Origin of the sequence: Streptomyces sp. NPDC090499 (assembly GCF_044769305.1) — a bacterium.
Taxonomy (GTDB): domain Bacteria; phylum Actinomycetota; class Actinomycetes; order Streptomycetales; family Streptomycetaceae; genus Streptomyces.
This window is the reverse complement of sequence record NZ_JBIVXP010000012.1, coordinates 71,096-96,850: the sequence shown is the minus strand read 5'-3', so window position 1 is coordinate 96,850 and position 25,755 is coordinate 71,096. Positions and strand designations below refer to the sequence as shown.

Annotated in this window: 30 protein-coding genes; 14 read left to right on the top strand and 16 right to left on the bottom strand. The window is 71.0% G+C overall.

Annotated elements, in window-relative coordinates; genetic code table 11:
- Complete coding sequence (locus ACIQVL_RS35315) at positions 1–1,491, top strand: glycoside hydrolase family 3 protein (RefSeq protein WP_403439045.1); 1,491 nt, start codon at positions 1–3, stop codon at positions 1,489–1,491.
- 34 nt (positions 1,492–1,525) lie between these two features.
- Here ACIQVL_RS35315 and ACIQVL_RS35310 read toward each other — a convergent pair whose 3' ends face one another.
- On the bottom strand, positions 1,526–2,068 hold the full coding sequence (locus tag ACIQVL_RS35310; RefSeq protein ID WP_403439043.1) for a GNAT family N-acetyltransferase: 543 nt from the start codon (positions 2,066–2,068) through the stop codon (positions 1,526–1,528).
- A gap of 155 nt (positions 2,069–2,223) precedes the next feature.
- Complete coding sequence (nagB, locus tag ACIQVL_RS35305; RefSeq protein ID WP_403439041.1) at positions 2,224–3,009, bottom strand: glucosamine-6-phosphate deaminase; 786 nt, start codon at positions 3,007–3,009, stop codon at positions 2,224–2,226.
- Between the two features lie 631 nt (positions 3,010–3,640).
- Here nagB and ACIQVL_RS35300 point away from each other — a divergent pair.
- On the top strand, positions 3,641–5,107 hold the full coding sequence (locus ACIQVL_RS35300; RefSeq protein WP_403439207.1) for a sensor histidine kinase: 1,467 nt from the start codon (positions 3,641–3,643) through the stop codon (positions 5,105–5,107).
- 205 nt (positions 5,108–5,312) lie between these two features.
- Here ACIQVL_RS35300 and ACIQVL_RS35295 read toward each other — a convergent pair whose 3' ends face one another.
- Both ACIQVL_RS35295 and ACIQVL_RS35290 read right to left on the bottom strand, forming a co-directional pair.
- Entirely contained in the window at positions 5,313–5,570 is a 258-nt protein-coding gene (locus ACIQVL_RS35295) for a WhiB family transcriptional regulator (protein ID WP_010353616.1), read from the bottom strand.
- Positions 5,571–5,890: 320 nt separating this feature from the next.
- Positions 5,891–6,859, bottom strand: coding sequence for a diacylglycerol/lipid kinase family protein (locus tag ACIQVL_RS35290; protein ID WP_403439039.1), 969 nt, complete (start codon positions 6,857–6,859; stop codon positions 5,891–5,893).
- A 131-nt stretch (positions 6,860–6,990) separates the two neighbouring features.
- Between ACIQVL_RS35290 and ACIQVL_RS35285 the strand changes: the two genes are divergently transcribed.
- Complete coding sequence (locus tag ACIQVL_RS35285; RefSeq protein WP_403477443.1) at positions 6,991–7,416, top strand: hypothetical protein; 426 nt, start codon at positions 6,991–6,993, stop codon at positions 7,414–7,416.
- A 103-nt stretch (positions 7,417–7,519) separates the two neighbouring features.
- Here ACIQVL_RS35285 and ACIQVL_RS35280 read toward each other — a convergent pair whose 3' ends face one another.
- From ACIQVL_RS35280 to ACIQVL_RS35270, 3 genes are all read right to left on the bottom strand, one after another.
- Positions 7,520–8,644: an RNA polymerase sigma factor SigF gene (locus ACIQVL_RS35280; RefSeq protein WP_403477361.1), complete on the bottom strand. Its 1,125-nt coding sequence runs from the start codon at positions 8,642–8,644 to the stop codon at positions 7,520–7,522.
- The gene (locus ACIQVL_RS35275) at positions 8,641–9,054 is read right to left on the bottom strand and encodes an anti-sigma regulatory factor (protein ID WP_004925829.1); all 414 of its coding nucleotides are present in this window, start codon (positions 9,052–9,054) and stop codon (positions 8,641–8,643) included. Before ACIQVL_RS35275 ends, ACIQVL_RS35280 begins: the two co-directional genes overlap by 4 nt.
- Positions 9,055–9,326: 272 nt before the next feature.
- A complete protein-coding gene (locus ACIQVL_RS35270) occupies positions 9,327–9,587 on the bottom strand; it encodes a UBP-type zinc finger domain-containing protein (protein WP_351957889.1) in 261 nt (86 codons plus the stop codon).
- 61 nt (positions 9,588–9,648) lie between these two features.
- On the opposite strand from ACIQVL_RS35270, the gene ACIQVL_RS35265 reads away from it, so the two are divergent.
- Positions 9,649–11,244: a Na+/H+ antiporter gene (locus tag ACIQVL_RS35265; RefSeq protein ID WP_403477360.1), complete on the top strand. Its 1,596-nt coding sequence runs from the start codon at positions 9,649–9,651 to the stop codon at positions 11,242–11,244.
- Positions 11,245–11,319: 75 nt separating this feature from the next.
- On the opposite strand, the gene ACIQVL_RS35260 is transcribed toward ACIQVL_RS35265, so the two are convergent.
- Both ACIQVL_RS35260 and ACIQVL_RS35255 read right to left on the bottom strand, forming a co-directional pair.
- Complete coding sequence (locus ACIQVL_RS35260; RefSeq protein ID WP_403439031.1) at positions 11,320–12,201, bottom strand: 1-aminocyclopropane-1-carboxylate deaminase/D-cysteine desulfhydrase; 882 nt, start codon at positions 12,199–12,201, stop codon at positions 11,320–11,322.
- A gap of 33 nt (positions 12,202–12,234) precedes the next feature.
- The gene (locus tag ACIQVL_RS35255) at positions 12,235–12,825 is read right to left on the bottom strand and encodes an N-acetylmuramoyl-L-alanine amidase (RefSeq protein WP_403439030.1); all 591 of its coding nucleotides are present in this window, start codon (positions 12,823–12,825) and stop codon (positions 12,235–12,237) included.
- A gap of 300 nt (positions 12,826–13,125) precedes the next feature.
- Between ACIQVL_RS35255 and ACIQVL_RS35250 the strand changes: the two genes are divergently transcribed.
- The 4 genes from ACIQVL_RS35250 to ACIQVL_RS35235 all read left to right on the top strand — a co-directional run bounded on the left by ACIQVL_RS35250 (position 13,126) and on the right by ACIQVL_RS35235 (position 16,565).
- Positions 13,126–14,532 (top strand): family 2B encapsulin nanocompartment shell protein, encoded by a 1,407-nt coding sequence (locus ACIQVL_RS35250; protein WP_403439029.1) that lies wholly within the window; start codon positions 13,126–13,128, stop codon positions 14,530–14,532.
- Positions 14,533–14,645: 113 nt separating this feature from the next.
- A complete protein-coding gene (locus ACIQVL_RS35245) occupies positions 14,646–15,746 on the top strand; it encodes a family 2 encapsulin nanocompartment cargo protein polyprenyl transferase (protein ID WP_403439027.1) in 1,101 nt (366 codons plus the stop codon).
- A 252-nt stretch (positions 15,747–15,998) separates the two neighbouring features.
- On the top strand, positions 15,999–16,208 hold the full coding sequence (locus tag ACIQVL_RS35240) for a hypothetical protein (protein WP_403439025.1): 210 nt from the start codon (positions 15,999–16,001) through the stop codon (positions 16,206–16,208).
- 9 nt (positions 16,209–16,217) lie between these two features.
- On the top strand, positions 16,218–16,565 hold the full coding sequence (locus tag ACIQVL_RS35235; protein WP_403439024.1) for a DUF952 domain-containing protein: 348 nt from the start codon (positions 16,218–16,220) through the stop codon (positions 16,563–16,565).
- Here the strand turns inward: ACIQVL_RS35235 and ACIQVL_RS35230 are convergent.
- The 3 genes from ACIQVL_RS35230 to ACIQVL_RS35220 all read right to left on the bottom strand — a co-directional run bounded on the left by ACIQVL_RS35230 (position 16,562) and on the right by ACIQVL_RS35220 (position 18,252).
- The gene (locus ACIQVL_RS35230; RefSeq protein WP_403439022.1) at positions 16,562–17,323 is read right to left on the bottom strand and encodes a VOC family protein; all 762 of its coding nucleotides are present in this window, start codon (positions 17,321–17,323) and stop codon (positions 16,562–16,564) included. The two genes, ACIQVL_RS35235 and ACIQVL_RS35230, sit on opposite strands and share 4 nt — an antisense overlap.
- An 18-nt stretch (positions 17,324–17,341) precedes the next feature.
- Positions 17,342–17,761, bottom strand: coding sequence for a VOC family protein (locus ACIQVL_RS35225; protein ID WP_403439020.1), 420 nt, complete (start codon positions 17,759–17,761; stop codon positions 17,342–17,344).
- 137 nt (positions 17,762–17,898) lie between these two features.
- A complete protein-coding gene (locus ACIQVL_RS35220) occupies positions 17,899–18,252 on the bottom strand; it encodes a helix-turn-helix transcriptional regulator (RefSeq protein WP_403439205.1) in 354 nt (117 codons plus the stop codon).
- Positions 18,253–18,406: 154 nt separating this feature from the next.
- On the opposite strand from ACIQVL_RS35220, the gene ACIQVL_RS35215 reads away from it, so the two are divergent.
- The 4 genes from ACIQVL_RS35215 to ACIQVL_RS35200 all read left to right on the top strand — a co-directional run bounded on the left by ACIQVL_RS35215 (position 18,407) and on the right by ACIQVL_RS35200 (position 21,400).
- A complete protein-coding gene (locus tag ACIQVL_RS35215) occupies positions 18,407–19,561 on the top strand; it encodes an anion permease (protein ID WP_403439018.1) in 1,155 nt (384 codons plus the stop codon).
- A gap of 14 nt (positions 19,562–19,575) precedes the next feature.
- Positions 19,576–19,806, top strand: coding sequence for a hypothetical protein (locus tag ACIQVL_RS35210; RefSeq protein WP_403439016.1), 231 nt, complete (start codon positions 19,576–19,578; stop codon positions 19,804–19,806).
- Between the two features lie 26 nt (positions 19,807–19,832).
- Positions 19,833–20,744 (top strand): polyphosphate kinase 2, encoded by a 912-nt coding sequence (ppk2, locus tag ACIQVL_RS35205; RefSeq protein ID WP_403439014.1) that lies wholly within the window; start codon positions 19,833–19,835, stop codon positions 20,742–20,744.
- 176 nt (positions 20,745–20,920) lie between these two features.
- Positions 20,921–21,400 (top strand): GNAT family N-acetyltransferase, encoded by a 480-nt coding sequence (locus tag ACIQVL_RS35200; protein ID WP_403439012.1) that lies wholly within the window; start codon positions 20,921–20,923, stop codon positions 21,398–21,400.
- Positions 21,401–21,534: 134 nt separating this feature from the next.
- On the opposite strand, the gene sodN is transcribed toward ACIQVL_RS35200, so the two are convergent.
- Entirely contained in the window at positions 21,535–21,930 is a 396-nt protein-coding gene (gene sodN / locus ACIQVL_RS35195) for a superoxide dismutase, Ni (protein WP_351719271.1), read from the bottom strand.
- A gap of 145 nt (positions 21,931–22,075) precedes the next feature.
- Between sodN and sodX the strand changes: the two genes are divergently transcribed.
- Positions 22,076–22,528 (top strand): nickel-type superoxide dismutase maturation protease, encoded by a 453-nt coding sequence (gene sodX, locus ACIQVL_RS35190; RefSeq protein WP_403439203.1) that lies wholly within the window; start codon positions 22,076–22,078, stop codon positions 22,526–22,528.
- Here sodX and ACIQVL_RS35185 read toward each other — a convergent pair.
- The gene (locus ACIQVL_RS35185; RefSeq protein WP_403439010.1) at positions 22,414–23,061 is read right to left on the bottom strand and encodes a CGNR zinc finger domain-containing protein; all 648 of its coding nucleotides are present in this window, start codon (positions 23,059–23,061) and stop codon (positions 22,414–22,416) included. The genes sodX and ACIQVL_RS35185 overlap by 115 nt on opposite strands.
- Positions 23,062–23,161: 100 nt before the next feature.
- Here ACIQVL_RS35185 and ACIQVL_RS35180 point away from each other — a divergent pair, with 100 nt between their 5' ends.
- On the top strand, positions 23,162–23,938 hold the full coding sequence (locus tag ACIQVL_RS35180) for a class I SAM-dependent methyltransferase (RefSeq protein ID WP_403439008.1): 777 nt from the start codon (positions 23,162–23,164) through the stop codon (positions 23,936–23,938).
- Positions 23,939–24,011: 73 nt separating this feature from the next.
- Here ACIQVL_RS35180 and ACIQVL_RS35175 read toward each other — a convergent pair whose 3' ends face one another.
- Together ACIQVL_RS35175 and ACIQVL_RS35170 are read right to left on the bottom strand one after the other, a co-directional pair.
- The gene (locus ACIQVL_RS35175) at positions 24,012–24,812 is read right to left on the bottom strand and encodes an amino acid ABC transporter ATP-binding protein (protein WP_362596637.1); all 801 of its coding nucleotides are present in this window, start codon (positions 24,810–24,812) and stop codon (positions 24,012–24,014) included.
- Positions 24,809–25,738 carry an amino acid ABC transporter permease gene (locus tag ACIQVL_RS35170; RefSeq protein ID WP_403439006.1) on the bottom strand — a complete coding sequence of 310 codons (930 nt, stop codon included), beginning with the start codon at positions 25,736–25,738 and terminating at the stop codon, positions 24,809–24,811. Before ACIQVL_RS35170 ends, ACIQVL_RS35175 begins: the two co-directional genes overlap by 4 nt.
- Between the last annotated feature and the right edge of the window lie 17 nt (positions 25,739–25,755).

Below are 25,755 nucleotides of genomic sequence, written 5' to 3'. Positions count from 1 at the left end.
ATGACGACATTCGCCAGCGGTACGGACACACTCACGCGCGACGCGCTGACGGTCCTCCAGCCGGGCTTCACCGGCACCACCGCCCCCGACTGGCTGCTCCGCCGGCTCGGCGAGGGCCTCGCCTCCGTGGGCGTGTTCGGCCGCAACATCATCTCGGCCGAGCAGCTCTCGGCCCTCACCGCCCAGCTGCGCGCCGAGCGGGACGACGTCCTGGTCGCGGTCGACGAGGAGGGCGGTGACGTCACCCGCCTGGAGGTGCGCACCGGTTCCTCCTTCCCCGGCAACCACGCCCTCGGCGCCGTCGACGACCCGGAGCTGACCCGGCAGGTCGCCCTCGAACTGGGCCGCCGCCTGGCCGCCTGCGGGGTCAACTTCAGCTGGGCCCCGGTCGCCGACGTGAACTCCAACTCCGCCAACCCGGTCATCGGCGTCCGCTCCTTCGGCGCCGACCAGGACCTGGTCGCCCGGCACACGGCGGCCTACGTCACCGGCCTCCAGGCGGCCGGGGTGGCGGCCTGCACCAAGCACTTCCCGGGCCACGGCGACACCGCCGTCGACTCCCACCTCGCCATGCCCCGCATCGACGTGAGCACCGAGGTCCTGCACGCCCGTGAACTGGTGCCATTCCGCGCCGCGATCGCCGCCGGCAGCCGTGCCGTGATGAGCGCGCACATCCTGGTCCCCGCCCTGGACCCGACCCGGCCCGGCACGCTGTCCCACCGCGTCCTCACCGAGCTCCTGCGCGGCGAACTCGGCTACGACGGCCTGATCGTCACCGACGGCATCGAGATGCAGGCCATCGCCGGTACCTACGGCATCGAACACGGCACCGTCCTGGCGCTCGCCGCCGGCGCCGACGCGATCTGCGTGGGCGGCGGCCTCTCGGACGACGAGACGGTACGACGGCTGCGCGACGCCCTGGTCGCGGCGGTCCGCTCGGGCGAACTCCCCGAGGAACGCCTGGCGGACGCGGCACAGCGGGTGCGGGCCCTGGCGACCTGGACGGCCACGACGGAGGTGGCCCAGCCGGACCCGTCCCTCACGGACATCGGCCTCGTCGCCGCCCGCCGCGCGCTCCATGTGACGCGCGTCGACCCCTACACGCCCCCGGCCGCACCGCTCTTCGTCGCCTCCCTCACCCCGGAGACCAACATCGCCGTGGGCACGGAGACCCCGTGGGGCGTCTCCGCCGAGCTGACCCGGCTGGTGCCCGGCACCGAGACCGGCAGCTTCGCCGGCGAGGACGCGGGCCACGCGGCGATCGTGGCGGCGGGGGACCGCCGGATCGTCGCCGTGGTCCGGGACGAACACCGGCACCCCTGGATGACCGCGGCCCTGGACACCCTGCTCAAGGCCCGCCCCGACACGATCGTGGTGGAGATGGGCGTACCGCAGGCACCGGCCCGGGGCGCCCTGCACATCGCGACGCACGGCGCGGCGCGGGTCTGCGGAGTGGCGGCGGCCGAGGTCATCGCGGGCGTCACCGCATAGCGCACCCCACCCCGGCGTCCCCGGCCCGGCAGCGTCACCGGGCCGGGGACCGCACCCCGAACCACTGCTCGGCGTCCCATGCCTCGAACCGCTCCAGCTCGGTGAAGCCGAGCTTCGCCGCGAGGCGCATCGAGCGGCCGTTGGCGGTCTGGGTGTAGAGCACCACCGGCTCACCGGGCCGTACGCCGGAGAACCAGTCGAGCGCCGCCGCGCACGCCTCGCCGGCGTACCCGTGTCCCCATGCCTCGGGCAGGAACAGGTAGCCGAGGTCGGTCCCGCCGGCCTCCCGGCGGTGTTCGCTGCCCGGCGTCTCGGGGGCGTGCGGTTTGAGCTGAACGGTGCCGATCATCGCTCCGTCGAGCTCGACCACGAACCAGCCGGGTTGCCGCCCGGGGACCTCGGACACCGTCCGTTCCAGCTCGGCACGCGGTCGGGGGCCGCCGACGTAGGCGTTCACCTCGGGCGAGGCGCATATCTCGATGACCGCCGCCCGGTCCCGCGCCTCGGACTCACGCAGCACGAGCCGCTCGGTCCTGATCGGGGCAGGCGGCCAGACGTCGGTTCCTAATACAGTCATGGCGGGCAACCTATCCGACGCCCATCACGCCCCGACGCCCCGCGCCCCAAAGGGGCGCTGGGGGTCCCCCCGGCCGAAGGCTGGGGGAGGAACTGCGCGAGCAACCCGCCACCCACGGTCAGCCCGAACCAGACCGGACCCGGCACACGGAACCGTCAGATCCCCTGCCACTCCGGCTTGTTGGCAAAGGTGTACCGGAAGTAGTCCGCGAACTTCAGCTTGGACGCGGCGGCCTCGTCGACGACCACCGTCGCATGCCGGTGCAACTGCAGCGCCGACGCCGGGCACACCGCCGCGACCGGCCCCTCCACCGTCGCCGCGACCGCGTCGGCCTTCCCCTCACCCGTGGCCAGCAGCACCAGGTGCCGCGCCTCCAGGATCGTCCCGATCCCCTGGGTGATGACGTGGTGCGGCACCTGCGTGATGTCCCCGTCGAAGAACCGCGCGTTGTCGACCCGCGTCTGCTCGGTCAGCGTCTTGATCCGGGTCCGCGAGGCCAGCGACGAGCAGGGCTCGTTGAACCCGATGTGCCCGTCGGTCCCGATCCCGAGCAGCTGCAGGTCCACGCCGCCCGCCATCGCCAGCGCCGCGTCGTACGCCTCGCAGGCGGCCTGCACGTCCTCGGCCGCGCCGTCCGGGCCGAGGAACGCGTCCATCCCGATCCCGAGCGGCTCCAGCACCTCGCGCCGCAGCACCGACCGGTACGACTCCGGGTGGTCGGCCGGCAGCCCCACGTACTCGTCGAGCTGGGCTATCCGCGCCCGCGAGGCGTCCACCGCACCGGCGCGGACCTTGGCGGTGAGCGCCTGGTAGATGGGGAGCGGGGTCGAGCCCGTGGCCACCCCGAGCAGCGCGGCCGGCTTGTGCCGGAGCAGCTGAGCCATGGCCTCGGCGATCAGCTCGCCACCCGCGGCGGCGTCCGGAACGATGACAACTTCCACGCTGGGCCTGCCGTTCTGAAGAGGGCTGGAGGGTCTGGAAGGTCTATGTGGTTTAGACCAATCTGGTGGGACCAATCTAACAGAACCGACCCCTGTCGCCGGAGGCCGTACGCAGAGAAAGGGGACAAGTGCGAGGTTACGTGAATACGTCAGATGGGGTGAATTGAGGAAAATTTCCACAACGGGGGGCCGTGTCCCGCCCGGGGTGGCGAAAATTGCCCCGGACATCCGGCCCCACGGCCGCCCCCGGCGGGCTACGCTGCGATCGCATCAACTGTGAACAGTCTCCAACGCATGGACACACACCGTGGTCTAGTCCACAATTGCGTACGAGGGCTGAACGAGTACGGCGTCAGCCGTACGGCACAGTCACACTCTTCCGTCTTCCCCGCACAGGAAGGCGGACCGAGGAACCGGAGCTCTCTGCCCTGACTGCCCCGGCTCCTCACCATCGGCCGACCGGGACCGCACACCCCGCGGCCGTTGCTGCTCCGGGCTGCGGTGCCGGGAGGGTTGAGGGTCCCTCTCAGGCGCCGCGGCCCGCGGGTGTTTCCGGGCCCGCCCGGCCCCGCGTACTCGCCGGTTTTCGGCCATCCACATACCGCCAGGTACGCTCACAGACGTGCCCTCCATGAACGAACTGGTCCGCCAGCACACCGCCCTCGACGACTCCGACCTCGAGTGGCTCCATCTGCTGGTCTCGGAGTGGCAGCTGCTCTCCGACCTCTCCTTCGCCGACCTGGTCCTGTGGGTCCCCACCCGGGACGGCACCCGGTACGTCTCGGTGGCGCAGATGCGCCCCAACACCGGCCCCACCTCCTACCAGGACGACATGGTCGGCCACCTGGTCCCGCGCGGCCGCCGGCCCATGCTCGACATCGCCCTGGACGAGGGCCGGATCGTCCGCGAGGGCGACCCGGAGTGGCGCGAAGAGGTCCCCGTACGGGTCGAGTCCATCCCGGTGCGGCGCGAGGGCCGGGTCCTCGGAGTCATCGCCCGCAACACCAACCTGCTGACCGTGCGCACCCCGAGCCGCCTGGAGCTCACCTACCTCCAGAGCGCTTCCGACCTGGCGCAGATGATCGCTGCCGGATCGTTTCCCTTCCCGAACCAGCAGGTCGACATGGACGCCTCGCCGCGTGTCGGCGACGGCCTGATCCGGGTGGACGGCGACGGCATCGTCCAGTACGCCTCCCCGAACGCCCTCTCCGCCTACCACCGGCTCGGCCTCGCCACCGACCTGCTCGGCCACCACCTCGGCCAGACCACGGCCGAACTCGCCCCGAGCAAGGGGCCGGTGGACGAGGCGCTCGCCAAACTCGCCAGCGGCTGGGCGCCGCGCGAGTTCGAGATCGAGTCCGAGGACGGCGTCATCCAGTTCCGGGCCATCCCGCTCAAGCCCAAGGGCACCCGCATCGGATCCCTGGTGCTGCTCCGGGACGTCACCGAACTGCGGCGCCGCGAGCGGGAGTTGATCACCAAGGACGCGACCATCCGGGAGATCCACCACCGGGTGAAGAACAACCTCCAGACGGTCGCCGCGCTGCTGCGCCTGCAGGCCCGGCGCATCGAGTCGGAACGCGGCCGGGAGGCCCTGGAGGAGGCCGTACGACGGGTCGGCTCGATCGCCATCGTCCATGAGACGCTGTCCCAGAACCTGGACGAGCGCGTCGAGTTCGACGAGATCGCGGACCGGGTGCTCGCGATGGTCGCCGAGATCTCGCCCGGGAAGGTCACCGGCCGGCGCACCGGCCGCTTCGGGATACTCGACGCCGAGGTGGCCACCCCGCTGTCGATGGTGCTCACCGAAGTCCTGCAGAACGCACTGGAACACGGCTTCCGCGAGGGCGAGACCGGCACCGTCGAGGTCTCGGCGGTGCGCGGCGGCACCACCAAGGAGGCCCGGTTGCGCGTCACCGTCCAGGACGACGGCGTCGGCCTGCCCGAGGGCTTCGACCCGCACCGCTCCGGCAACCTCGGCCTGCAGATCGTACGGACGCTGGTGGAGGGCGAGTTGGGCGGCACGTTCGACATGGTGCCGGCGCCCGGGCGCGGCACCCGGGTGATCCTGGACGTGCCGGTGCGCCCGCAGAAGTAGGCCGCGTCGGCGGGGTGTTCGGATGCACCACCGGGATGTTCGGGCACAGCAAAGAGCCCCGGACCTGGTGGGTCCGGGGCTGCTCGCTCGTTGCTGCTCTTACTGCTAAGCGCATCGGGGGTACTGCGCGCTGCGGCTCGGGGGCGGGAGATGCGTACTCGCTGTACGCGCCGCCAAGCTCAGGCTGTCACCAGGGGTGGGACTGTCAGGCGGTGGCCTGACGGGCCCGGTTGCGGGCGGCACGGCGCTTCATCGCGCGACGCTCGTCCTCGCTGAGACCACCCCAGACGCCGGAGTCCTGACCGGACTCGAGCGCCCACTGCAGACACTGATCCATAACGGGGCAGCGCCGGCAGACGGCCTTGGCTTCCTCGATCTGCAGCAGCGCAGGACCGGTGTTGCCGATGGGGAAGAAGAGCTCGGGGTCTTCCTCGCGGCAAACGGCGTTGTGACGCCAGTCCATGGCTGCTACCTCTCCTTGGTATTACATGCACGTTGCTTGTGAATGTGAACGCTTTCACGAATCCCTCAACAAGTGAAGGGCCGACCGCCAGGTTCCCTGGCAGGGGTCCTGTGAGTTGAAGGGGGATTCCGGTGATCAGCGGACGCCGGTGTTGCGGGCTGTCCCGACCGCCACGTAGAGCCTCGCAAACCTCAGCGACGGATACAACCCCTTCCGGAAAGTTTTTTTTGATTCCTCGGTGTCGACTGGGTCACAGCCGTACTTCCATGGGGTGGATCCTGGCCTAAACGTTCGAGTGAAAGGACTTTAGCCCGTTCCGCTCACACAATCACACGCAGTGCGCGGCGTACGCCTGTGAACGTCACGCTCGTACGCAGTCCTAGGTGGTCGCCGTCCATCTGGAGGGGGAGCGGCACCTTCGAATGCAAGGTGAACTGGTCCAGATCGTGCAGGGACACCGCGTGCTTGCCGTGGGGTCCCTTCTCGGGGGACGAAGTGAGCAACTGCGTGCCATACCGGGCAGCCGCGGCGGTCGACAGGCGGCTGAGACCGAGTACGTCGATGCCCTTATCGAACGAGGCCTTAGGTGACGTGTACATCGGACGATTGCCGAGATACGTCCACGGCGAGGTGTTGCAGACTATCGCCACCACAAGATCCGTGATCGGGTCGGCACCGGCCCGCTCCAGCGTGATCGTTCCGTGCCGGCGGTGCTGCTCGCCGAGGAATTGCCGGACGACCTGACGAACGTACAGCGCGTGCGTGGATTTCTTACCGAGTTCGCGCTGCTGCTCGACCCGGCCGACGACGCCCGCGTCGAAGCCGAGCCCCGCGTTGAAGGTGAACCAGCGGGGCGGGACCGCCTCGTCCTCGGTGCCGGGGGTGCCGGCGGTCAGGCCGAGGCCGACGAAACGCTCGCGCTTCTCGCGCAGCGCGTCCAGCAGGTCGCCGGTGGCCTCGACCGGGTCGTTGGGCAGGCCCAGGGCGCGGGCGAAGACGTTGGTCGAGCCGCCGGGGACCACGGCGAGGCCGGGCAGCCGGTCCGGGTCGGGTCCGCCGTGCAGGAGGCCGTTGACCACTTCGTTGACCGTGCCGTCGCCGCCGAGCGCCACGACGAGGTCGATGTCGTCGCTCTCCGCCGCGAGCTGCGCGAGGTCGCGGGCGTGGCCGCGGTACTCGGTGGTGACCGCCTCCAGCTTCACTTCGCTCGCGAGCGCGTGGATGAGGACGTCGCGCCTACGTGCGCTTGTGGTGGTTGCCGCCGGATTGACCACGAGAAGTGCACGCATGGATTGCAGCGTACCTACTGGAAAGTACCGATCCCAGACCGAGTTAGGGATCCGGTAAGAGATAGGGGCGTGAGCCTCAACACTTACGGGTGCCGGCCGAGGGCTACCCTGCTGGGGTGAGTGAAGCACCTATGGCTGAGAAGACCGACGGAATCGAGGACTCCCGTCCGCGGCGGCTGACGTACGCCGCCGCGCTGGTCGGGCTGGAAGGGCTCGCCCTGCTGGCCGGCGGGGTGTGGCTGGCCGTGCTCGGGGTCACCGGGGATCCGGACGACCGGGGGCAGGCGATCACCGGGGGCGTCACCGTCGTCGTGCTGGCGCTGCTGCCGTTGCTCGCCGCGCGCGGGCTGCTGCTGCGGAAGAGCTGGAGCCGGGGGCCGGCGGTGATCACGCAGATCATGGCGCTGCCGGTGGCGTACAACCTGCTGCAGGCCGACAGTGTGGCGATTCCGGTGGGGATCGCTCTTGCGGTGGTCTCGATCGCCTCGCTGGTGCTTCTCGTGAACTCGGCTACCACCCAGGCCCTAGGGATCAAGGGGCCCGGGCGTAGTAGCTGATCTGCGGGGCGGTGGGGGCTGGTCGCGCAGTTCCCCCCCAGCCTTCGGCCGAGGGTACCCCCAGCGCCCCTTTGGGGCGCACTGCACCTCGGGGCGCTGAGAACTACTCCTCCACCAGCAGCTTCTCCCGCAGCTGAGCCAAGGTCCTCGCCAGCAGCCGGGAGACGTGCATCTGGCTGATGCCGACCTCCTGGGCGATCTGGGACTGGGTCATGTTGCCGAAGAAGCGCAGGAGAAGGATGCGCTTCTCACGGGGCGGGAGGTCTTCCAGGAGGGGCTTGAGGGACTCGCGGTACTCGACGCCCTCCAGGGCCTCGTCCTCCGCGCCGAGGGTGTCGGCGACCGCGGGCGACTCGTCGTCGGTGTCGGGGACGTCCAGGGACAGCGTGGAGTAGGCGTTGGCCGACTCCAGGCCCTCCAGGACCTCCTCCTCCGAGATCGCGAGCTTCTCGGCCAGCTCGTGCACCGTGGGGGAGCGGCCGTGCTGCTGGGACAGCTCCGCCGTGGCGGTGGTGAGCGCGAGCCGCAGCTCCTGGAGACGGCGCGGGACGCGGACGGCCCAGCCCTTGTCGCGGAAGTGGCGCTTGATCTCGCCGACCACGGTCGGGGTGGCGTACGTCGAGAACTCCACGCCCCGGTCCGGGTCGAACCGGTCGACCGACTTGATCAGGCCGATGGTGGCGACCTGGGTGAGGTCGTCCAGCGGCTCGCCGCGGTTGCGGAACCGGCGCGCGAGGTGCTCCACGAGCGGCAGATGCATCCGGACCAGCCGATTGCGCAGCTCCGCGTACTCGGCGCTGCCCTCCTTCAGCCCGCGCAGCTCGACGAACAGGGCGCGCGCGCCGCTGCGGTCCTGAGCACTGCGGTCCTGAGCGCTGCGGTCCTGAGGTTCGTGCTGGGTCGCCTGCACCACCTCCGCGGCCAGCGCCTCGTCCTCCGCGTATCGCTCGTGCTCGCTCATCGTCCCGCCCGTCGCCCTTCCACGAGCCTTCGCCCCGGCTCGGTCCGGGGCCGCGACCCCGTTCCGCCCTTCCGGGGGCGCGCTCTGCACGGCACCCTCCAGACCGGCCCGCGCGGAGGGGTCCTCCGGGTGCGGCCTGGCCTGCTCCGGGATGCCGTCGATGCCGTCAGCCATGCGGCGGGAGCCGGCGCCGGGGTCTTCGCCCCCGGCCGGCAGCTCCCGTGTGCCGCGCTCTTCGTCCCGCACCGGCCCGTCCCCGTTCCTCACGCCGGCCCGGGTCCCGCGCCGCGCTGTTTGTAGAGGCTGATCGACACGGTCTTGTCCTCGTCGACGGCCGACGAGACCTTGCCCGCCAGGGCCGAGAGCACGGTCCAGGCGAAAGTGTCGCGCGAGGGGGCGTGGCCGTCCGTGGTCGGAGCGGAGACCGTGACCTCCAGCGAGTCGTCGACGAGGCGGAAGACACAGCTGAGCACCGAGCCGGGAACGGCCTGCTGGAGCAGGATCGCGCACGCCTCGTCGACAGCGATGCGCAGATCCTCGATCTCGTCCAGGGTGAAGTCCAAGCGGGCGGCGAGACCGGCCGTGGCCGTGCGCAGCACCGACAGGTAGGCACCCGCAGCCGGCAGCCGGACTTCCACGAAGTCCTGGGTCGCGGGCTCGCCTGCGATCTGGGACACCCTCACCTCCATGGTGGTACAAGCTTTTCGGGGCCGAGGGTCGCCCCCCGGGGTAACGCACTACGTGGTTCAGCGGTGACGCTACCGCGCTCCGAACTTCTCTGTCCCCGGGACCCCAACCCCCTGGCGTCACTCACAGTAAACCTGTGGATACGCTCCGTGTCTAGAGGTCTGCCTTGCTCAATTGGGAAGAGCGCGCGCCGGGTTGACGTACCCCGGTGCCGAACCGTCGAACCGTCGGTGCTGTCGTCTTCAGCAGCCGTAGTGCAGTGTCACACGAGGACGTGGTCGACGAAGCACCAGCGCCAGTCCTCGCCGGGCTCGAACGTCCGCATTATCGGGTGGCCGGACGATTCGTGGTGGCCTGTCGCATGTCTTCCGGGCGACGAGTCGCAGCAGGCGACGTGGCCACAGGTCAGACAGAGCCGCAGCTGTACCGGGTGCCAGCCCTTGGCGAGACACTCCGGGCAGGTCTCGTTCTGTGGCTCGGGTTCCGGGAGCGGCAGCGCGTCGCGGTGCGTGCACTGTTTCATGATTGCCAGATTACGACGGGTGTGCGGGTGGCCGCGCGAAAAACGAGGGCGGGCGAGGACCATGGACGTGATGCCACTGCTGTTGCTGGTGGCGGGGAGCGCCGCGATCGCGGGTGCGGCCCGGCGCACTCCGGTGCCGGCGCCGCTGCTGCTGGTGGCGGTCGGCCTGGTGGTGTCGTACGTGCCCGGGGTCCCCGACTACACCCTCGACCCGGAGATCGTGCTGCCGCTGGTGCTGCCCCCGCTGCTGTACAAGGAGGGCACCGAGAGCTCGTACCTCGACCTGCGGGCGAACATCCGGCCGGTGGCACTGCTCTCGGTGGGGTACGTGCTCTTCGCGACCTTCGTCGTCGGCTGGGCCGCCTACCTGATCGTGCCCGGACTGCCGCTGCCCGCCGCGCTCGCGCTGGGCGCGGTCGTGGCGCCCACGGACGCGGTCGCGGCGGCCGCGATCGCCCGCCGGGTCGGCCTGCCGTCCCGGCTCACCACGATCCTGCAGGGCGAGTCCCTGCTGAACGACGCCACGGCGATCACCGCCTACCGGGTGGCCGTCGCGGCCGCCGTCGGCGAGGGCGCCTCCTGGGCCCACGGCATCGGCGAGTTCTTCCTGGCCGCGTTCGGCGGCGTGATCGTCGGCGTGCTGCTCATGGTGCCGATCCACTGGCTGCGCACGCACCTGAAGGAGCCGCTGCTCCAGAACACGCTGTCGCTGCTGATCCCGTTCGTCGCGTACAGCGTCGCCGAGCAGTTCCACGCCTCCGGTGTCCTGGCGGTCGTCGTGGTCGCCCTCTATCTCGGCCACCGTGCCTGGGAGGTCGACTTCGCCACCCGTCTCCAGGAGGAGGCCGTGTGGCGCATGGTGGCCTTCGTGCTGGAGTCGGCGGTCTTCGCGCTGATCGGACTGCAGCTGCCGGTCGTCCTCAAGGGCCTCGGCGCCTACGAGGGCATCGACGCCGCCTGGTACGCGTTCGCCCTCTTCCTGGTCGTGGTGGCGGCCCGGTTCGTCTGGATATACCCGGCGGCCTTCCTGCCGCGGATCGTGTCCCGGCGGATCCGCGAGCGGGAGGACAACCCCACCTGGCGAAGCCCGGCGGTCACCGCCTGGGCGGCCATGCGGGGTGTGGTCTCGCTGGCCATCGCCTTCTCGATCCCGCTCACCGTGCACGGCGGCGCCGCCTTCCCGCAGCGCAACCTGATCCTGTTCCTGACCTTCACCACGGTCATCGGCACCCTCGTGGTGCAGGGCTTCAGCCTGGCCCCGCTGATCCGCCTGATGAAGTTCCCGGCCCGGGACGCCCAGGCCGAGACCCTCGCCGAGGCGAACGCCCAGGCCCAGGCCTCCCGCGCGGCCGAGGCCCGCCTCGACGAACTCCTCTCGGACGACCGCAACGACCTCCCGCCACCGCTCGCCGACCGCCTCCGCACGGTCCTGGAGCGCCGCCGCAACGCCGTCTGGGAGCGCCTCGGGCAGACCAACCCGGTCACCGGCGAGTCGGTCGACGACACCTACCGCCGTCTCTCCCGGGAGATGATCAGCGCCGAGCGCACGGTCTTCGTCCGGCTCCGCGACCACCGCTACATCGACGACGAGATGCTGCGCACCCTGCTGCGCCGGCTGGACCTGGAGGAGGCGGCGGCGTACCGCGAGGCCGAGTGAGCAGTGGCAGCGACGGAGGAGGCGGCCGGGACGCGGTTCCCACGGTCCCGTACTCCGGTCGGGCCGCCACTCCGGTCAGGCCGTCAGCACCGCCGCCACGGCCACGTCCCGCCCCAGGCCGCCCTCCCGTGCCAGCTCGACAAGTCCGTACAGCAACTTGGCGACATACAGCCGCTCCACCCGCACCCCGTGCCGTTCCTCGAAGTCCGCGGCGAAGGCGTCGAGTTCCGGTGTCGTACGCCCGTACCCGCCGAAGTGGAACCGCTCGTCGAGCGACCACTGCCCGCGCCGCCCCCCGAACGCCTCGGCCTGCAGCCGCCGTATCTCGCCCGCCAGGAAACCGCCCCGGAGCACCGGTACCCCCAACGCCCGCTGCTCCGCCCCCAGCCCGGCGGCCAGTCCGGCCAGCGTGCCCCCGGTCCCGCAGGCGATCGCCACCACGTCGGCCCGTCCGCGCAGCTCCGCACCGAGGGCCCGGCAGCCGCGTACCGCGGCCGCGTTGCTGCCGCCCTCCGGCACGACGTAGGCGTCCTCGGCCGCCGCGGCCCGCAGCAGACCGGCCAGCACCGCCGGCTCGGCCTTGCGCCGGTACGCCGACCTGTCGACGAAGTGCAGCCGCATCCCGTCGGCCGCGCACCGCGCCAGCGAAGGGTTCAGCGGCCGGTCCGCCAGTTCCTCGCCCCGCACCACCCCCACCGTCGGAAAGCCCAGGAGACGGCCCGCGGCGGCCGTCGCGCGCAGGTGGTTGGAGTACGCCCCGCCGAAGGTGAGGAGCGGCCGGCCGGCCGCCGCCTCGATGTTCGGGACCAGTTTGCGCCACTTGTTGCCGATCAGCTCCGGGTGGATCAGGTCGTCCCGCTTGAGCAGCAGACGGACGCCGTGCCGGGCGAAACGGTCGTCGGTCACCTCCTGCAGCGGGGAGGGGAGCCGGGGGGTGAGTATGTCGGCGCTGGTCACGTGGTCATTGTCGCCCGGGGCGCCGGCGCGGGCTCACTTCAGCCGCTCCCCGACGCGGTCGCGCAGCCAGGCCATCGAGAAGCCGCGCGGGTCCACCTTTCCCGGCTGCCACTCCAGGTGCCCGATCACCGACCGCTCCGACCAGCCGTGCCGTCGGCACACCGCCGCGGCCACCCTCTCGATCGCGTCCAGCTGGGCCTCGGGCCAGGGGTCCTCGCCGTCGCCCAGGTTCTCGCACTCGAAGCCGTAGAAGTGCCGGTTGCCGTCGGTGTTCGCCTCGTTGTCCGGGGGCAGCCCCTTCTCGGCGATCACCGCGCGCAGTACGTCGTCGTCGCCCGGACCCGCGTGGTTGGCGCGGCCGTAGCCGACCAGGTGGACCGTGCCGTCCTTGGTGATGACGCCGTGGCACAGCGGGCCGGGAAGGCCGGGGCGGCCGTCGCGGCAGATCCGGACCGTGGTCTCGGTGCCGTGCGTCACCGTGTGGTGGATCATCACGCCGTGGACGGGTCCCCAGGGGCCCTTGTGGTTCCGGTTGTGGTCCCTCCAGTCGCCGACCTCGACGACGGTGACGCCCTCGTCCCGCAGCGCGTCGAGGAAAGCGTCCGCGGACATGGGTGGGGCCATGACCGCCTCCTTCGCATCCGAACTATCCGCATCTTCCAGATCTTCTGGGCTTTCTACAGAAGTCGGGCTTACCGGGCCAGCCTCGTTGGAGTCTGTTCGGATCTTGTGCGATCCGATCAGGACAAGTCGGCATATCGAGGAGCGAGGGATGAGGGGATATGTCGGCATGCCCAGTAGTGCGATGATCTATTCCCGCTCTTTCGGGTAATGGTCTCGGCACGCTCCGTGATGACAGGGTGGCCCGTGAGACCGATGCGTGGGCAGTTCGGCGCCCACGCAGGTATGGGAGGGCATTTCCTTATGTCGGTAGGCGAAGAGGTCCGCACGGATCAGGGCAAGCCGCAGCAGTCTCTGGACACGGCGGCAGCGCGGAACCTGGCCACCACGACCAAGTCCGCGCCCCAGATGCAGGAGATCAGCTCCCGCTGGCTGCTGCGCACACTGCCCTGGGTCGACGTCCAGGGCGGCACGTACCGGGTGAACCGACGGCTCACCTACACGGTCGGCGACGGCCGTATCACGTTCCTGAAGACCGGCGACCGTGTCGAGGTCATCCCCGCGGAGCTGGGCGAGCTGCCCATCCTGCGGTCGTACGACGACGAGGAGGTGCTGGCCGAGCTGGCCCAGCGCTGCCGGCAGCGCGACTTCGCCGCGGGCGACGTCATCGCCTCGTTCGGCAACGGGGCGGACGAGGTCCACCTGCTGGCCCACGGCCGCGTCGAGAAGATCGGCACCGGCCCGTACGGCGACGACGCGGTGCTCGGTGTCCTCGGCGACGGCGCGTACTTCGGCGAGCAGGGCCTGATCGACCCGGACGCCATCTGGGAGTACACCGCCCGCGCGGACACGGCCTGCACCGTGCTGACCCTGTCCCGGCAGGACTTCGAACAGGTCGCGGAGCGGGCCGACTCGCTGCGCGAGCACCTTCAGCAGCTGCGTGCGATCCCCGAGCAGCGCACCAACAAGTACGGCGAGAAGGAGGTCGCCCTCGCGGCCGGTCACAGCGGCGAGCCCGACATCCCGCACACCTTCGTCGACTACGAGGCCCGGCCGCGTGAGTACGAGCTGAGCATCGCCCAGACCGTGCTGCGCATCCACACCCGCGTGGCCGACCTCTACAACCAGCCGATGAACCAGACCGAGCACCAGTTGCGGCTCACCGTCGAGGCGTTGAAGGAGCGCCAGGAGCACGAGCTCATCAACAACCGGGAGTTCGGACTGCTCAGCAACTGCCAGTACGACCAGCGGCTGCAGCCGCACGACGGCGTGCCCAGCCCCGACGACATGGACGAGCTGCTCAGCCGCCGGCGCGGCACCAAGCTCCTCCTCGCCCACCCGCGCGCGATCGCCGCCTTCGGGCGGGAGCTCAACAAGCGCGGACTGGTCCCGGAGACCGTCGAGATCGCCGGCAACCGCATCCCGACCTGGCGCGGCGTCCCGATCTACCCCTGCAACAAGATCCCGGTCACCGAGGCCCGGACCACCTCGATCATCGCCATGCGTACCGGCGAGGACAACCAGGGCGTCGTCGGACTGCGGCAGTCCGGTCTTCCCGACGAGATCGAGCCGAGCCTCTCGGTGCGCTTCATGGGCATCAACGAGCAGGCGATCATCAGTTACCTGGTCACGGCCTACTACTCGGCCGCCGTGCTGGTCCCGGACGCCCTCGGCGTGCTGGAGAACGTCGAGATCGGCCGCTGGAGGTGACGTTTCCGCACTTGGTGGCCGTGTCCCCGCCCTCCGGGGCGGGTACACCCTCGGGGTACGTGCCGAGGCGGGGCGGAGACGCCACCGTACGCGCGCTCCGCGAGGGGGAGGCCATGGCCGAGTTCGTGACGGAACGGCAGCAGCGTGCCACGCAGCTGCCGCAGGGGAGGCCGGAGCCGCTCGACGGGGCCGAGGCGACCGTGATCCTGGAGCGGGTCCGGGCGTCCGTCGACCCCGAACTGCGCACCGCCGTGGCGTCGTTGCCCGGTCCGATGCGGCGGATCGCGCGCTACCACTTCGGCTGGGAGCACGCGGACGGCACCCCGGCGGACGGCAACGCGGGCAAGGCCATCCGGCCCGCGCTGGTCCTCGCCGCCGCCGACGCGCTCGGCGGCCCGGCGGCCCGCGCGACCGCCGTACGGGCCGCGGCCGCCGTGGAGCTGGTGCACAACTTCACCCTGCTGCACGACGACGTCATGGACCGGGACACCTCCCGCAGGCACCGGCCCACCGCGTGGACCGTGTTCGGCGACGCGGACGCGATCCTCGCCGGGGACTCCCTCCAGGCGCTGGCCCTCAGGCTGCTCGCCGAGGACCCGCACCCGGCGTCCGCGGCCGCCGCCGTCCGGCTCGCGGACTGCGTCCTCGAACTGTGCGCGGGACAACACGTGGACACGGCCATGGAGGACCGGGCGCCCGACGAGGTCACCCTCGACGAGGTGCTCGCCATGGCCGAGGCCAAGACCGGGGCGCTGCTCGGCTGCGCCTGCGCCCTGGGCGCGCTGTACGCGGGGGCGGGAGCGGCGGAGGTGGCGGCGCTCGACGGCTTCGGCCGCCAGGCCGGACTCGCCTTCCAGCTGATCGACGACGTCATCGGGATATGGGGCGACCCCGGGCGCACCGGCAAGCCGGCCGGTGCGGACCTGGCGGCCCGCAAGAAGTCCCTGCCGGTCGTCGCGGCCCTCACCTCCGGCACCCCGGCCGCCGCCGACCTCGCCGAGCTGTACGCCGAGCCGCATGTGCGGTCCGACGCCGACGAGATCGCGCGGACCGCACAGGCCGTCGAGCGGGCGGGCGGCCGGGACTGGGCGCAGTCCGAGGCGGCCGACCGGATGGCACGGGCGATGCAGGAACTCGCCCGCGCCGTGCCCGGCCCGGAGGCGGCCGGCGGCCTGCTCGCGCTCGCCGAGTTCGTGACCCGGCGCAGCAGGTGAAGACCCCGGGGCCCCCGGGACCGTGCGGCTCCTGACCCCGCACGGCACTCCGGGGGCTCCGGTCCGACGGGTCCCGCGCATCCCCACGGTGTGCGGGGCCCGCCGATTCCCGCCAGGACGTCTCCCGCCAGGGCGTCTCCCGCCAGGGTGTCTCCGGCCGGGGCGTCTCCGGCCGGGGCGTCTCCCGGCCGCGCCGGGCGGCCGCCCGGCAGACGGCGGGCGCGGCCGCCGGGCCCGGCCTAGGCTGGGGGCATGGACAGCCAGGACCAGGTCTGTCCGGTCTGCGGACAGCCCGTCGCGCGTGTGGTGCGGCGGCACAAGACGCTGGGTGCCTGGGTTCCGGTCTGGGGACCCGGCCCCTGCCGCAACCCCCACTGCGGCGAGCGCACCGGGCCGCCAGGCCCCCAGGAGGCGTCACCCCCCAGGCCCCCGCCGCCTGGACCCGCCGGGCGGGGACCGTAGCGTGAACACATGACCGCACTCCCGAACATCCTGCACATCACCGAGCGCTCCCTCTGGGAGGAGGCCCGCGCGCGGGGCAGCTTCGAGCTGTCCACCCGCGGCCGCACCCTCCAGGAGGAGGGATTCATCCACTGCTCCACCCGCGACCAGCTTCCGCGCGTCGCGGCCTTCCTCTACGGCGCCTACGACGGCCCGGACGAACTGGTGGTGCTGGTCGTGGACCCGGCCCGGGTCGGCGCGCCGGTGAAGTGGGAGGCGCCGGAGCCGGGCGGCGAGGAGTTCCCGCACGTGTACGGACCGATACCGGTCACGGCCGTGGTGGACGTGGAGCCCTGGGCCCCGCACCCGGCGGCCTAGTCCCTCGCCCCCGGCAGCTGGTCCCGGCCCGGCAGGCCGCCGGTCTCCGGGTCGCGGCCGGTGAGGCAGTAGACGCCGCCCGCCGGGTCGCGCATCACCGTCCAGTGGGGGCCGTCGGCCACGTGGACGGCGCCGAGTTCCTCGTGCCGGGCGCGGGCCGCCGGGATGTCCGCGCAGGCCAGGTCGAGGTGGGCGGCGGCGGGCTGCTCCTCGTCCAGCCGCTGGAGCAGGATCCGCACCGGCAGGCCGGCCGGCGGCCTGAGCACCCGGAACTCCGGCAGCGCGCCGGTCAGCAGCTCCCAGCCGGTGAGCTGGGCCCAGAACGCGGTCTCCGCCTCGTACGCGGACGGCGGGATGTCGAGGCTGACCTGGTCGAGTCGGCTGCCCGCCACGACCGGCGGCCGTACCGACTCCCCCTGCCAGGGCGCCGCGCACCACGACTGCCCGGCGGGCGACCGCAGCACGGCCCAGCCGTCGTGTTCGGCGACGGTCTCGGCGCCCAGTTCCCGGGCCCGCTTCACCAGGCCGGGCACGTCCTCGACGCACAGGTCCAGGTGGGCTCCGCCGGGGCCGGACCAGATGCCCTGCAGCTTGACGCAGGCGTCGACGCCGGAGGCCGGGAGCAGCGTCACGAACTCGTCGTCCTCGCCGCGGGGCGCGGACAGGAAGGTGCCGGTGACGGCCGTCCAGAACGCCTGGGCGGAGGCGAGGTGCGCGGCGGGGCGGTCGGCGAAGGCGTACGTCCAGCGGATGCTCATACGGTGATCGTAAGTGCGCTAATCGGCCGCCCGGCGCTCCGTGAAGCGCAGCAGATTCCCCGCCGGGTCCCGGAACGCGCAGTCCCGCACGCCCCAGTGCTGGTCCATCGGCTCCTGGATCACGTCACCGCCGTGCTCCCGCACCCGCTCGTACAGCGCGTCGCAGTCGGTGGTGGAGAAGATCACCCCGCGCAGCATGCCCTTGGCGAGCAGTTCGGCCATGGCCTGCCGGTCGGCGGGCGAGGCGTCCGGGTTGGCGCCCGGCGGCTCCAGCACGATCTCCACGCCCGGCTGCTGCGGCGACCCGACGGTCACCCACCGCATCCCCTCGAACTCCACGTCGTTGTGGACTTCCAGGCCGAGAACGTCCCGGTAGAAGGCCAGCGCCTTGTCGTGGTCGTCGACGGCGATGAAACACTGCGCGAGTTTTACGTCCATGGGGTCAGGCTAGGAGGAAACGCCCCCAGGCGCGTGCGGCTGGTCCGGCACGGTCGGTTCGGCACGGTCGGTTCGGCGCGGTCGGTTCGGCGCGGTCGATCCGGGACGGTCGGTCCGGCGCGGTCAGTACGGCGCGGTCAGTACGGCCGGCGGCGCGGCCGGGTGAACGTACGGGCCACGCAGGACGGGATGACCGTGCTCTCCTGGTGGTCCCGTGCCCGGTACGCGCTCGGCGTCTCCCCGACCAGCTCGGTGAAGCGTGAGCTGAAGGACCCCAGCGACGTACAGCCGACCGCCATGCACACCTCGGTCACCGTGAGGTCGCCGCCGCGCAGCAGCGCCTTGGCCCGCTCGACCCGCCGGGTCATGAGATAGCTGTACGGCGTCTCCCCGAAGGCCTTGCGGAAGCTGCGCTGGAAGTGGCCGGGGGACATCAGGGCGGTACGGGCGAGCTCGGCCATGTCGAGCGGCTCGGCGTACTCGCGGTCCATGCGGTCGCGCGCCCGGCGCAGCCGCCGCAGGTCCTCCAGGGGGGTCACCCGTCCAGCATGGCATGCACATCGCACACACACCGGGGGCTTGTTTTTGGACGCGCGTTTGCCTCGGGTTCTCGCGCAATTGGCCCGTCCTTGTTTGCATATAGGAATGGACCACATCACGTTCCTCGTGGCGGTCGTGATCGTCACTGCACTTGCCTTTGACTTCACCAACGGGTTTCACGACACGGCGAACGCGATGGCCACGTCCATCGCGACCGGCGCGCTCAAACCGAAGACAGCGGTTCTGATCAGCGGCGTACTCAACCTGGTCGGAGCCTTCCTCTCCACGGAGGTCGCCAAGACGATCTCCGGCGGCATTGTGAACGACGCCAAGGTGACCCCCGCGATGATCTTCGCGGGTCTCGTGGGGGCGATCCTGTGGAATCTGATGACCTGGCTGGTCGGGCTGCCGTCCAGTTCCTCGCACGCCCTGTTCGGCGGGCTGATCGGAGCCGTGTGGGTCGGCGCGGGCTCCGGCGCGGTCAATTTCGACAAGGTTCTCGAGAAGATCATCATCCCGGCGTTCGCCTCGCCGGTGGTGGCCGGTGTCGCGGCGCTGATCGCGACGTACTGCGCCTACAAGCTCACCGCCCGCGGCCGTGAGTCCTCCGTGACCAGGGGGTTCCGGCTCGGGCAGATCGGCTCGGCCTCGCTGGTCTCGCTCGCGCACGGCACCAACGACGCCCAGAAGACCATGGGCATCATCACCCTGACCCTGATCTCCGTCGGCGCGCTCCCGGGCGACGCGGGCCCGCCGGTCTGGGTGATCTTCAGCGCCGGTCTCGCCATCGCCCTCGGCACCTACATCGGCGGCTGGCGGATCATCCGCACCATGGGCAAGGGCCTGACCGAGATCCAGTCCCCGCAGGGCTTCGCGGCGGAGACCGCCTCCACGGCCGTCATCCTGACCTCCGCCCACATGGGCTTCGCGCTCTCCACCACGCAGGTGGCCTCCGGTTCCATCCTCGGCGCGGGCGTCGGCCGACGGCTCGCGGAGGTCCGCTGGGGCATCGCAGGCCGCATGGTGGCCGCCTGGGTGATCACGCTGCCGTGCGCCGCGCTGGTCGGCGGCATCTCCGCGTACGCGGTCAAGCACGGCGGTAACTTCGGCACGGTCGTGGTCGCGCTGGTCGGCGCCGCGCTCGCGGCCGGCATCGTCGTGCTGTCGCGCCGCAACCCGATCGACGCGAAGAACGTCAACGACGGCCACGAGGTCGCCATCCGCACCACGCCCCCGTCCAACGTCGGCACCGCCGCCTGAGTGAGGGAGTTCCCATGACCATCGACTGGACCGCACTCGGCGAGGTCACCGCGGTGAGCATCGGAGTTACATTCGCAGTGGTGGTCGTCTTCGCCTTCGGCGTCCTCGGGCTCGCCCGTTACGAGGGAGCCAAGGAGGAGGGCGGCACCAGCGCCGTCGGCGCCGCCCAGGCAGGGCTGTGCTTCCTCGCCTGCGTGGCGGTGGTGGCGTACAGCATCTACCTGATCGTGCCGCAGTTCCACTGAGACACCAAGCCGCTGAGGAGGACTGGATGACGACGCCGGACCTGCTGTCCGACCTGGCCGACCTGGCCCATCTGAAGGTCGACTACAGCGACCCCGACGACCCCGTGCTCATCCGCCCGGACGGGTCCCCGATCGACACCTGGCGGGAGAACTACCCGTACGCGCAGCGCATGGAGCGCAAGGAGTACGAGTGGCACAAGCGGCTCCAGCAGATCGAGCTGCTGAAGCTGCAGACCTGGATCAAGGAGACGGGACGCCGGATCGTCATCGTCTTCGAGGGCCGGGACGCGGCCGGCAAGGGCGGCACCATCAAGCGCTTCACGGAGCACCTGAACCCCCGTGGCGCGCGTGTGGTGGCCCTGGAGAAACCCACCGAGCGCGAGAGCGGTCAGTGGTACTTCCAGCGCTACGTCGAACACCTGCCGACCGCCGGCGAGATCGTGATGTTCGACCGCTCCTGGTACAACCGGGCCGGGGTCGAGCGGGTCATGGGCTTCTGCTCGGACGACCAGTACCGGCGCTTCATGCGCCAGGCGCCCCTGTTCGAGCGGATGCTGGTGGACGACGGGGTGGACCTGGTGAAGTTCTGGTTCTCGGTCTCGCAGAGCGAGCAGCGGACCCGCTTCACCATCCGCCAGGTTGACCCGGTACGGCAGTGGAAGCTCAGCCCGATGGACGTGGCCTCGCTGGACCGCTGGGACGACTACACGGCCGCGAAGGTCGCGATGTTCCGCGAGACGGACACCGAGTACGCGCCCTGGACCGTGGTGAAGAGCAACGACAAGAAGCGGGCCAGGGTCGAGGCCATGCGCAGCGTGCTCGCCCGCTTCGACTACGCCGACAAGGACGAGGAGGTCGTCGGCAGCCCGGACCCGCGGGTCGTGGGTGCGGCGGCCGGCCTGCTGGAGGCGGGCGAGGACGACCACGGCGGGCAGTAGTGCCCGTCACCCGACAGGGGCCGGCCGGACATCCGGCCGGCCCTTCCTCGTGCCCGCCCGCCCGAGGCGGACCCCATGGCCGGGATTGCGCTCGTGAACGGCCGCACAGGGCACCGTGCCACGGGCCGGGGGGACCGGATGGACAGGGTTCGGCCCGGTGACCGATGATCCCTTGCATGATCCGCGCCGCCACCGAGAACGACGTCCCCGAGATCCGCGCCATGATCCGTGAACTCGCCGCCTACGAACGGGCCGAGGAGCAGGCCAGGGCCACCGAGGAGCAGCTCCGCGCGGCGCTGTTCGGCCCCCACCCGGCGGCCGGCGCGCTGGTCGCCGAGGACGAGACCACGGGCCGACTCGCGGGCTACGCCCTGTGGTTCCCCACCTTCTCGACCTGGACCGGAACCCGGGGCATGCACCTGGAGGACCTCTACGTACGCCCGCACGCCCGCGGCGGCGGCCACGGCCGGGCCCTGCTCGCCGCCCTCGCCGCGCACTGCCTGCGCAGCGGATTCGAGCGCTTCGAGTGGTGGGTGCTGGCCTGGAACGAACCGGCGATCGGCCTCTACCGGTCGCTCGGCGCGGAGTTCCTGGACGACTGGCGCATCTGCCGGCTGACCGGCGAGCCGCTGAAGGAACTTGCCGCCGCATCGTAGGCCGTCGCCGGCGGAAAGGACCGCACCCGAACCGAAAGAGGACCGCACCCGAACCCTCCGGAACACCGTGAACGGCGGTCCGTCGGGCCGGGTGCGGTCCGTTGAGGCCTTGGCAACCGATGCGGGTCGCCGGGTCAGGCCTTCTTGGTCTCCCAGAAGATCGTGTCGATCTCGGCGATGAGCTCCAGGGCCTTCTCGCCGGTCTTCGGGTCCGTGGACGCCTTGGCGGCGGACAGGGCCTTCAGGGTGTCGTTGACCAGCTGGTGCAGCTGGGGGTACTTCTCGAAGTGCGGGGGCTTGAAGTAGTCGCTCCAGAGCACCGAGACGTGGTGCTTGGCGAGCTCGGCACGCTGCTCCTTGATGACGGTGGCGCGCGCCTGGAAGTGCGGGTCGTCGTTGGCGGCCATCTTCTCCTGCACGGCCTTCACCGACTCCGCCTCGATGCGGGCCTGGGCCGGGTCGTACACACCGCAGGGCAGGTCGCAGTGTGCGCTGACCTTGACCTTGGGGGCAAACAGGCGGGAAAGCATGGAGCATTCCTTCCTCGTGATCGTCTTCTCAGGTGGGACATTACTCCCTGGGAAGCGTGATTTCGCGAGTGCCCCCATGGGCTTAGGACAAAAGTCCAGGGTCAGACTGAGACTGGTGGAGGAACGGACCGGGGAGGTGCCGGGGATGCCGGAGCTGTCGCAGGAGACCGAGCGGGGGAGGGGCGCCGCGCTCTTCGGACTGGCCGAGGTGACCGGCCCGTCCATGGTGCCCACGCTGTACCAGGGGGATCAGCTCCTGGTGTGGTACGGGGCCAGGGTGCGGGCCGGGGACGTCGTCGTCCTGCGTCATCCCTTCCAGCAGGACCTGCTGGTCGTCAAGCGGGCCGCGGAGCCGCGCGAGGGCGGCTGGTGGGTGCTCGGGGACAACGCGTACGCGGGCGGGGACAGCACGGACTACGGGACCGTGCCGGAGGAGCTGATCCTCGGCCGGGCCCTGTTCCGCTGGCGGCCGCGCAGGGCGGGTCAGCGTTCGCCGCTGGCGCTGGTGCGCTGGGCGGTCTCGGCCGCCAGGCCGGTGCCGGCCGATCGCACCGGCCGTTCGGGGCGCTCCGCCTCCAGGCGTTTCCGGGCCCGGTAGGCGGCCACGTTGGCGCGGGTCGCGCAGCGGTCCGAGCAGTAGCGCCGGGAGCGGTTGGTCGAGGTGTCGAGGTAGGCGTTGCGGCACGGCGCAGCCTCGCACAGGCCGAGCCGGTCGACGCCGTACTCGGTGAGGTGGAAGGCCAGGCCCATCGCCGCGATCGCGGTGTAGCCGGCGGTGGCGTTGGACGGGTGGTCGGCCAGGTGCATGTGCCACAGCGGACGGCCGTCCTCGTCCCGGAAGTCGTGCCCGGAGATCTGCGGGCTGACCGGGAACTCCAGCAGGAGCGAGTTCAGCAGGTCCACCGCGAGGGTCTCCTCGCCCTTGTCGGCCGCCTCGAAGACCGCACGCAGCCGGGACCGGACCGAGCGGAAGCGGGTGAGGTCGGCCTCGGTGGCGCGGCGGGCTGCCTGCTGGTTGCCGCCGAACAGATCGCGGACGGCCTCGACGGAGGTCAGGGAGTCCTTGCCCCGGGCCGGTTCCTCGCTGTTGACGAGCCGGACGGCGTAGTCCGAGTAATAGGCCAGTTCCACTTGTAGTCCTTACGCGGGCACTCTATGGTCGGTCGTGCGGTCGGGTAACAGCCGGTCGTGCTTCCAGGGTATTACGGGACTTGTGCGGTGGAGGGTTGCCATGACGGACGCGCCGACGACCACGACCACGACCGGGGCCGACTGGGGTGCCTGGCAGGAGAGCTGGGACCGGCAGCAGGAGTGGTACATGCCGGACCGCGAGGAGCGGTTCCGGATCATGCTCGACATGGTGGAGGCGCTGGTCGGTACGGCACCCCGGGTCCTCGACCTCGCGTGCGGCACCGGCACTGTCACCGCCCGGCTGCTCGCCCGCTTCCCGGACGCGGTGAGCACCGGGGTCGACCTCGACCCGGCCCTCCTCGCCATCGCCGAGGGCACCTTCGCGGGCGACGGCCGGGTCACGCTCGTCACCGCCGACCTCAAGGACCCGGACTGGACCGCACGGCTGCCGTACGACTCGTACGACGCCGTCCTGACCGCCACGGCCCTGCACTGGCTGCACAGCGAACCCCTCGCGGCCCTCTACGGTCAGGTCGCGGAGCTCGTCCGCGACGGCGGTGTCTTCATGAACGCGGACCACATGATCGACGACAGCACGCCCCGGATCAACGCCGCGGAACGGGCGCGGCGGCACCAGGGTATGGATCAGGCCAAGGCGGCGGGGGCGCTGGACTGGGCCGAGTGGTGGCAGCTGGCGGCGCAGGACCCGGTGCTCGCCGGGCCCACCGCACGGCGGTTCGAGATCTACGGGGAGCACGCGGACGGCGACATGCCGTCGGCGGAGTGGCACGCGCGCGTGCTGCGGGAGAAGGGGTTCGGGGAGGCGCGGCCGGTGTGGTGCTCGCCGTCGGACACGCTGCTGCTCGCCCTCAAGTAGCAGGCCGGACGGCCGAAGGGGCGGTACGAGGATCCTCGTACCGCCCCTTCGTGTCGTACCGCCGTCTCCGGGTCTACAGGACCTTGGAGAGGAACGACTTCGTCCGGTCGTGCTGGGGGTTGCCCAGGACGTCGCGCGGGTGGCCGGACTCGACCACCACGCCGTCGTCCATGAAGACCAGGCTGTCGCCGACCTCGCGGGCGAAGCCCATCTCGTGGGTGACGACGATCATCGTCATGCCGTCCTCGGCCAGGTCCCGCATCACGTCCAGGACCTCGCCGACCAGCTCCGGGTCGAGCGCGGAGGTCGGCTCGTCGAAGAGCATCAGCTTCGGCTGCATGGCGAGCGCGCGGGCGATCGCGACGCGCTGCTGCTGGCCGCCGGAGAGCTGCGCCGGGTAGTGGCCGGTGCGGTCGCCGAGGCCGACCCGGTCGAGCAGGCGCTGCGCCCGCTCCCGGGCCGACGCCTTCGACTCGCGCTTGACCTGGACCGGCGCCTCCATGACGTTCTCCAGGGCCGTCATGTGCGGGAAGAGGTTGAAGCGCTGGAACACCATGCCGATGTCCCGCCGCTGCGCCGCGACCTCCTTCTCCTTCAGCTCGTAGAGCTTGTCGCCGTGCTGGCGGTAGCCGACCAGGTGGCCGTCGACATAGAGGCGGCCGGCGCTGATCTTCTCGAGGTGGTTGATGCACCTGAGGAACGTGGACTTGCCGGAACCGGACGGGCCGATCAGGCAGAACACCTCGCGCGGCAGCACCTCCAGGTCGATGCCCTTGAGGATGTGCGACAGCCCGAACGACTTGTGCACGCCCTCGGCCTTGACCATCGGGGCGCCGCTGCTCGGCGGGGTGATGTCCTTGGCGAGAGAGGTCATCGGGCCACCTCCGGGCGACGGAACGAACCCCACTGGGACAGATTCCTCCGCAGCCGCTGCAGCGGGGTGGGCGGGAGGTTGCGCGAGGAGCCGCGGGCGTAACGGCGCTCGATGTAGTACTGGACGATGCTGAAGATCGTGGTCAGGAACAGGTACCAGATGCAGGCGACGAAGTACATCTCGACCACCGCGAGCGAGGTGCTGGAGATGTCCGTGGCCTTCTTGATCAGCTCCGGGAGCTGGACCGCGTAGGCCAGCGACGAGGTCTTCAGCATGTTGATGAACTCGTTGCCGGTCGGCGGGATGATGACCCGCATGGCCTGCGGGAGGATCACCCGGCGCAGCGTCTGACCCTGGGTCATGCCGAGCGCGTGCGAGGCCTCGGTCTGCCCCTCGTCGACCGACTGGATGCCGGCGCGGACGATCTCCGACATGTACGCGGCCTCGTTCAGGCCGAGTCCCAGCAGCGCGGTGAGGACCGGCGTCATCACCTGGTTCATCTCGTCCTTGTAGAACCCCAGGTTCAGGATGGGGAAGACGAGCGCGATGTTGTACCAGAGCAGCAGCTGGACCAGGACCGGGGTGCCCCGGAAGAACCAGATGTAGAACCAGGACACCGTGCTGGTGACCGGGTTCGACGACAGCCGCATCACCGCGAGGACCACGCCGAGCGCGACGCCGAGCACCATGGCGAGGACCGAGATGTAGAGCGTGGTCCAGGCGCCGGAGACGATGCCCTGGTCGAAGAGGTAGTCGGGGATGACGCTGTAGTTGATCTTCGCGTTGGAGAAGGCGATCCCGATCAGCACCAGGAGTGCGACGACCACGACGCCGGACACCCAGCGCCCGTAGTGGCGCACCGGGATGGCCTTGATCTGCTCCGGCGGCACGGACGGCGCCGGGGTCTTGTCGACCGTGTCAGTCACAGTGACGGCCCTTCAGT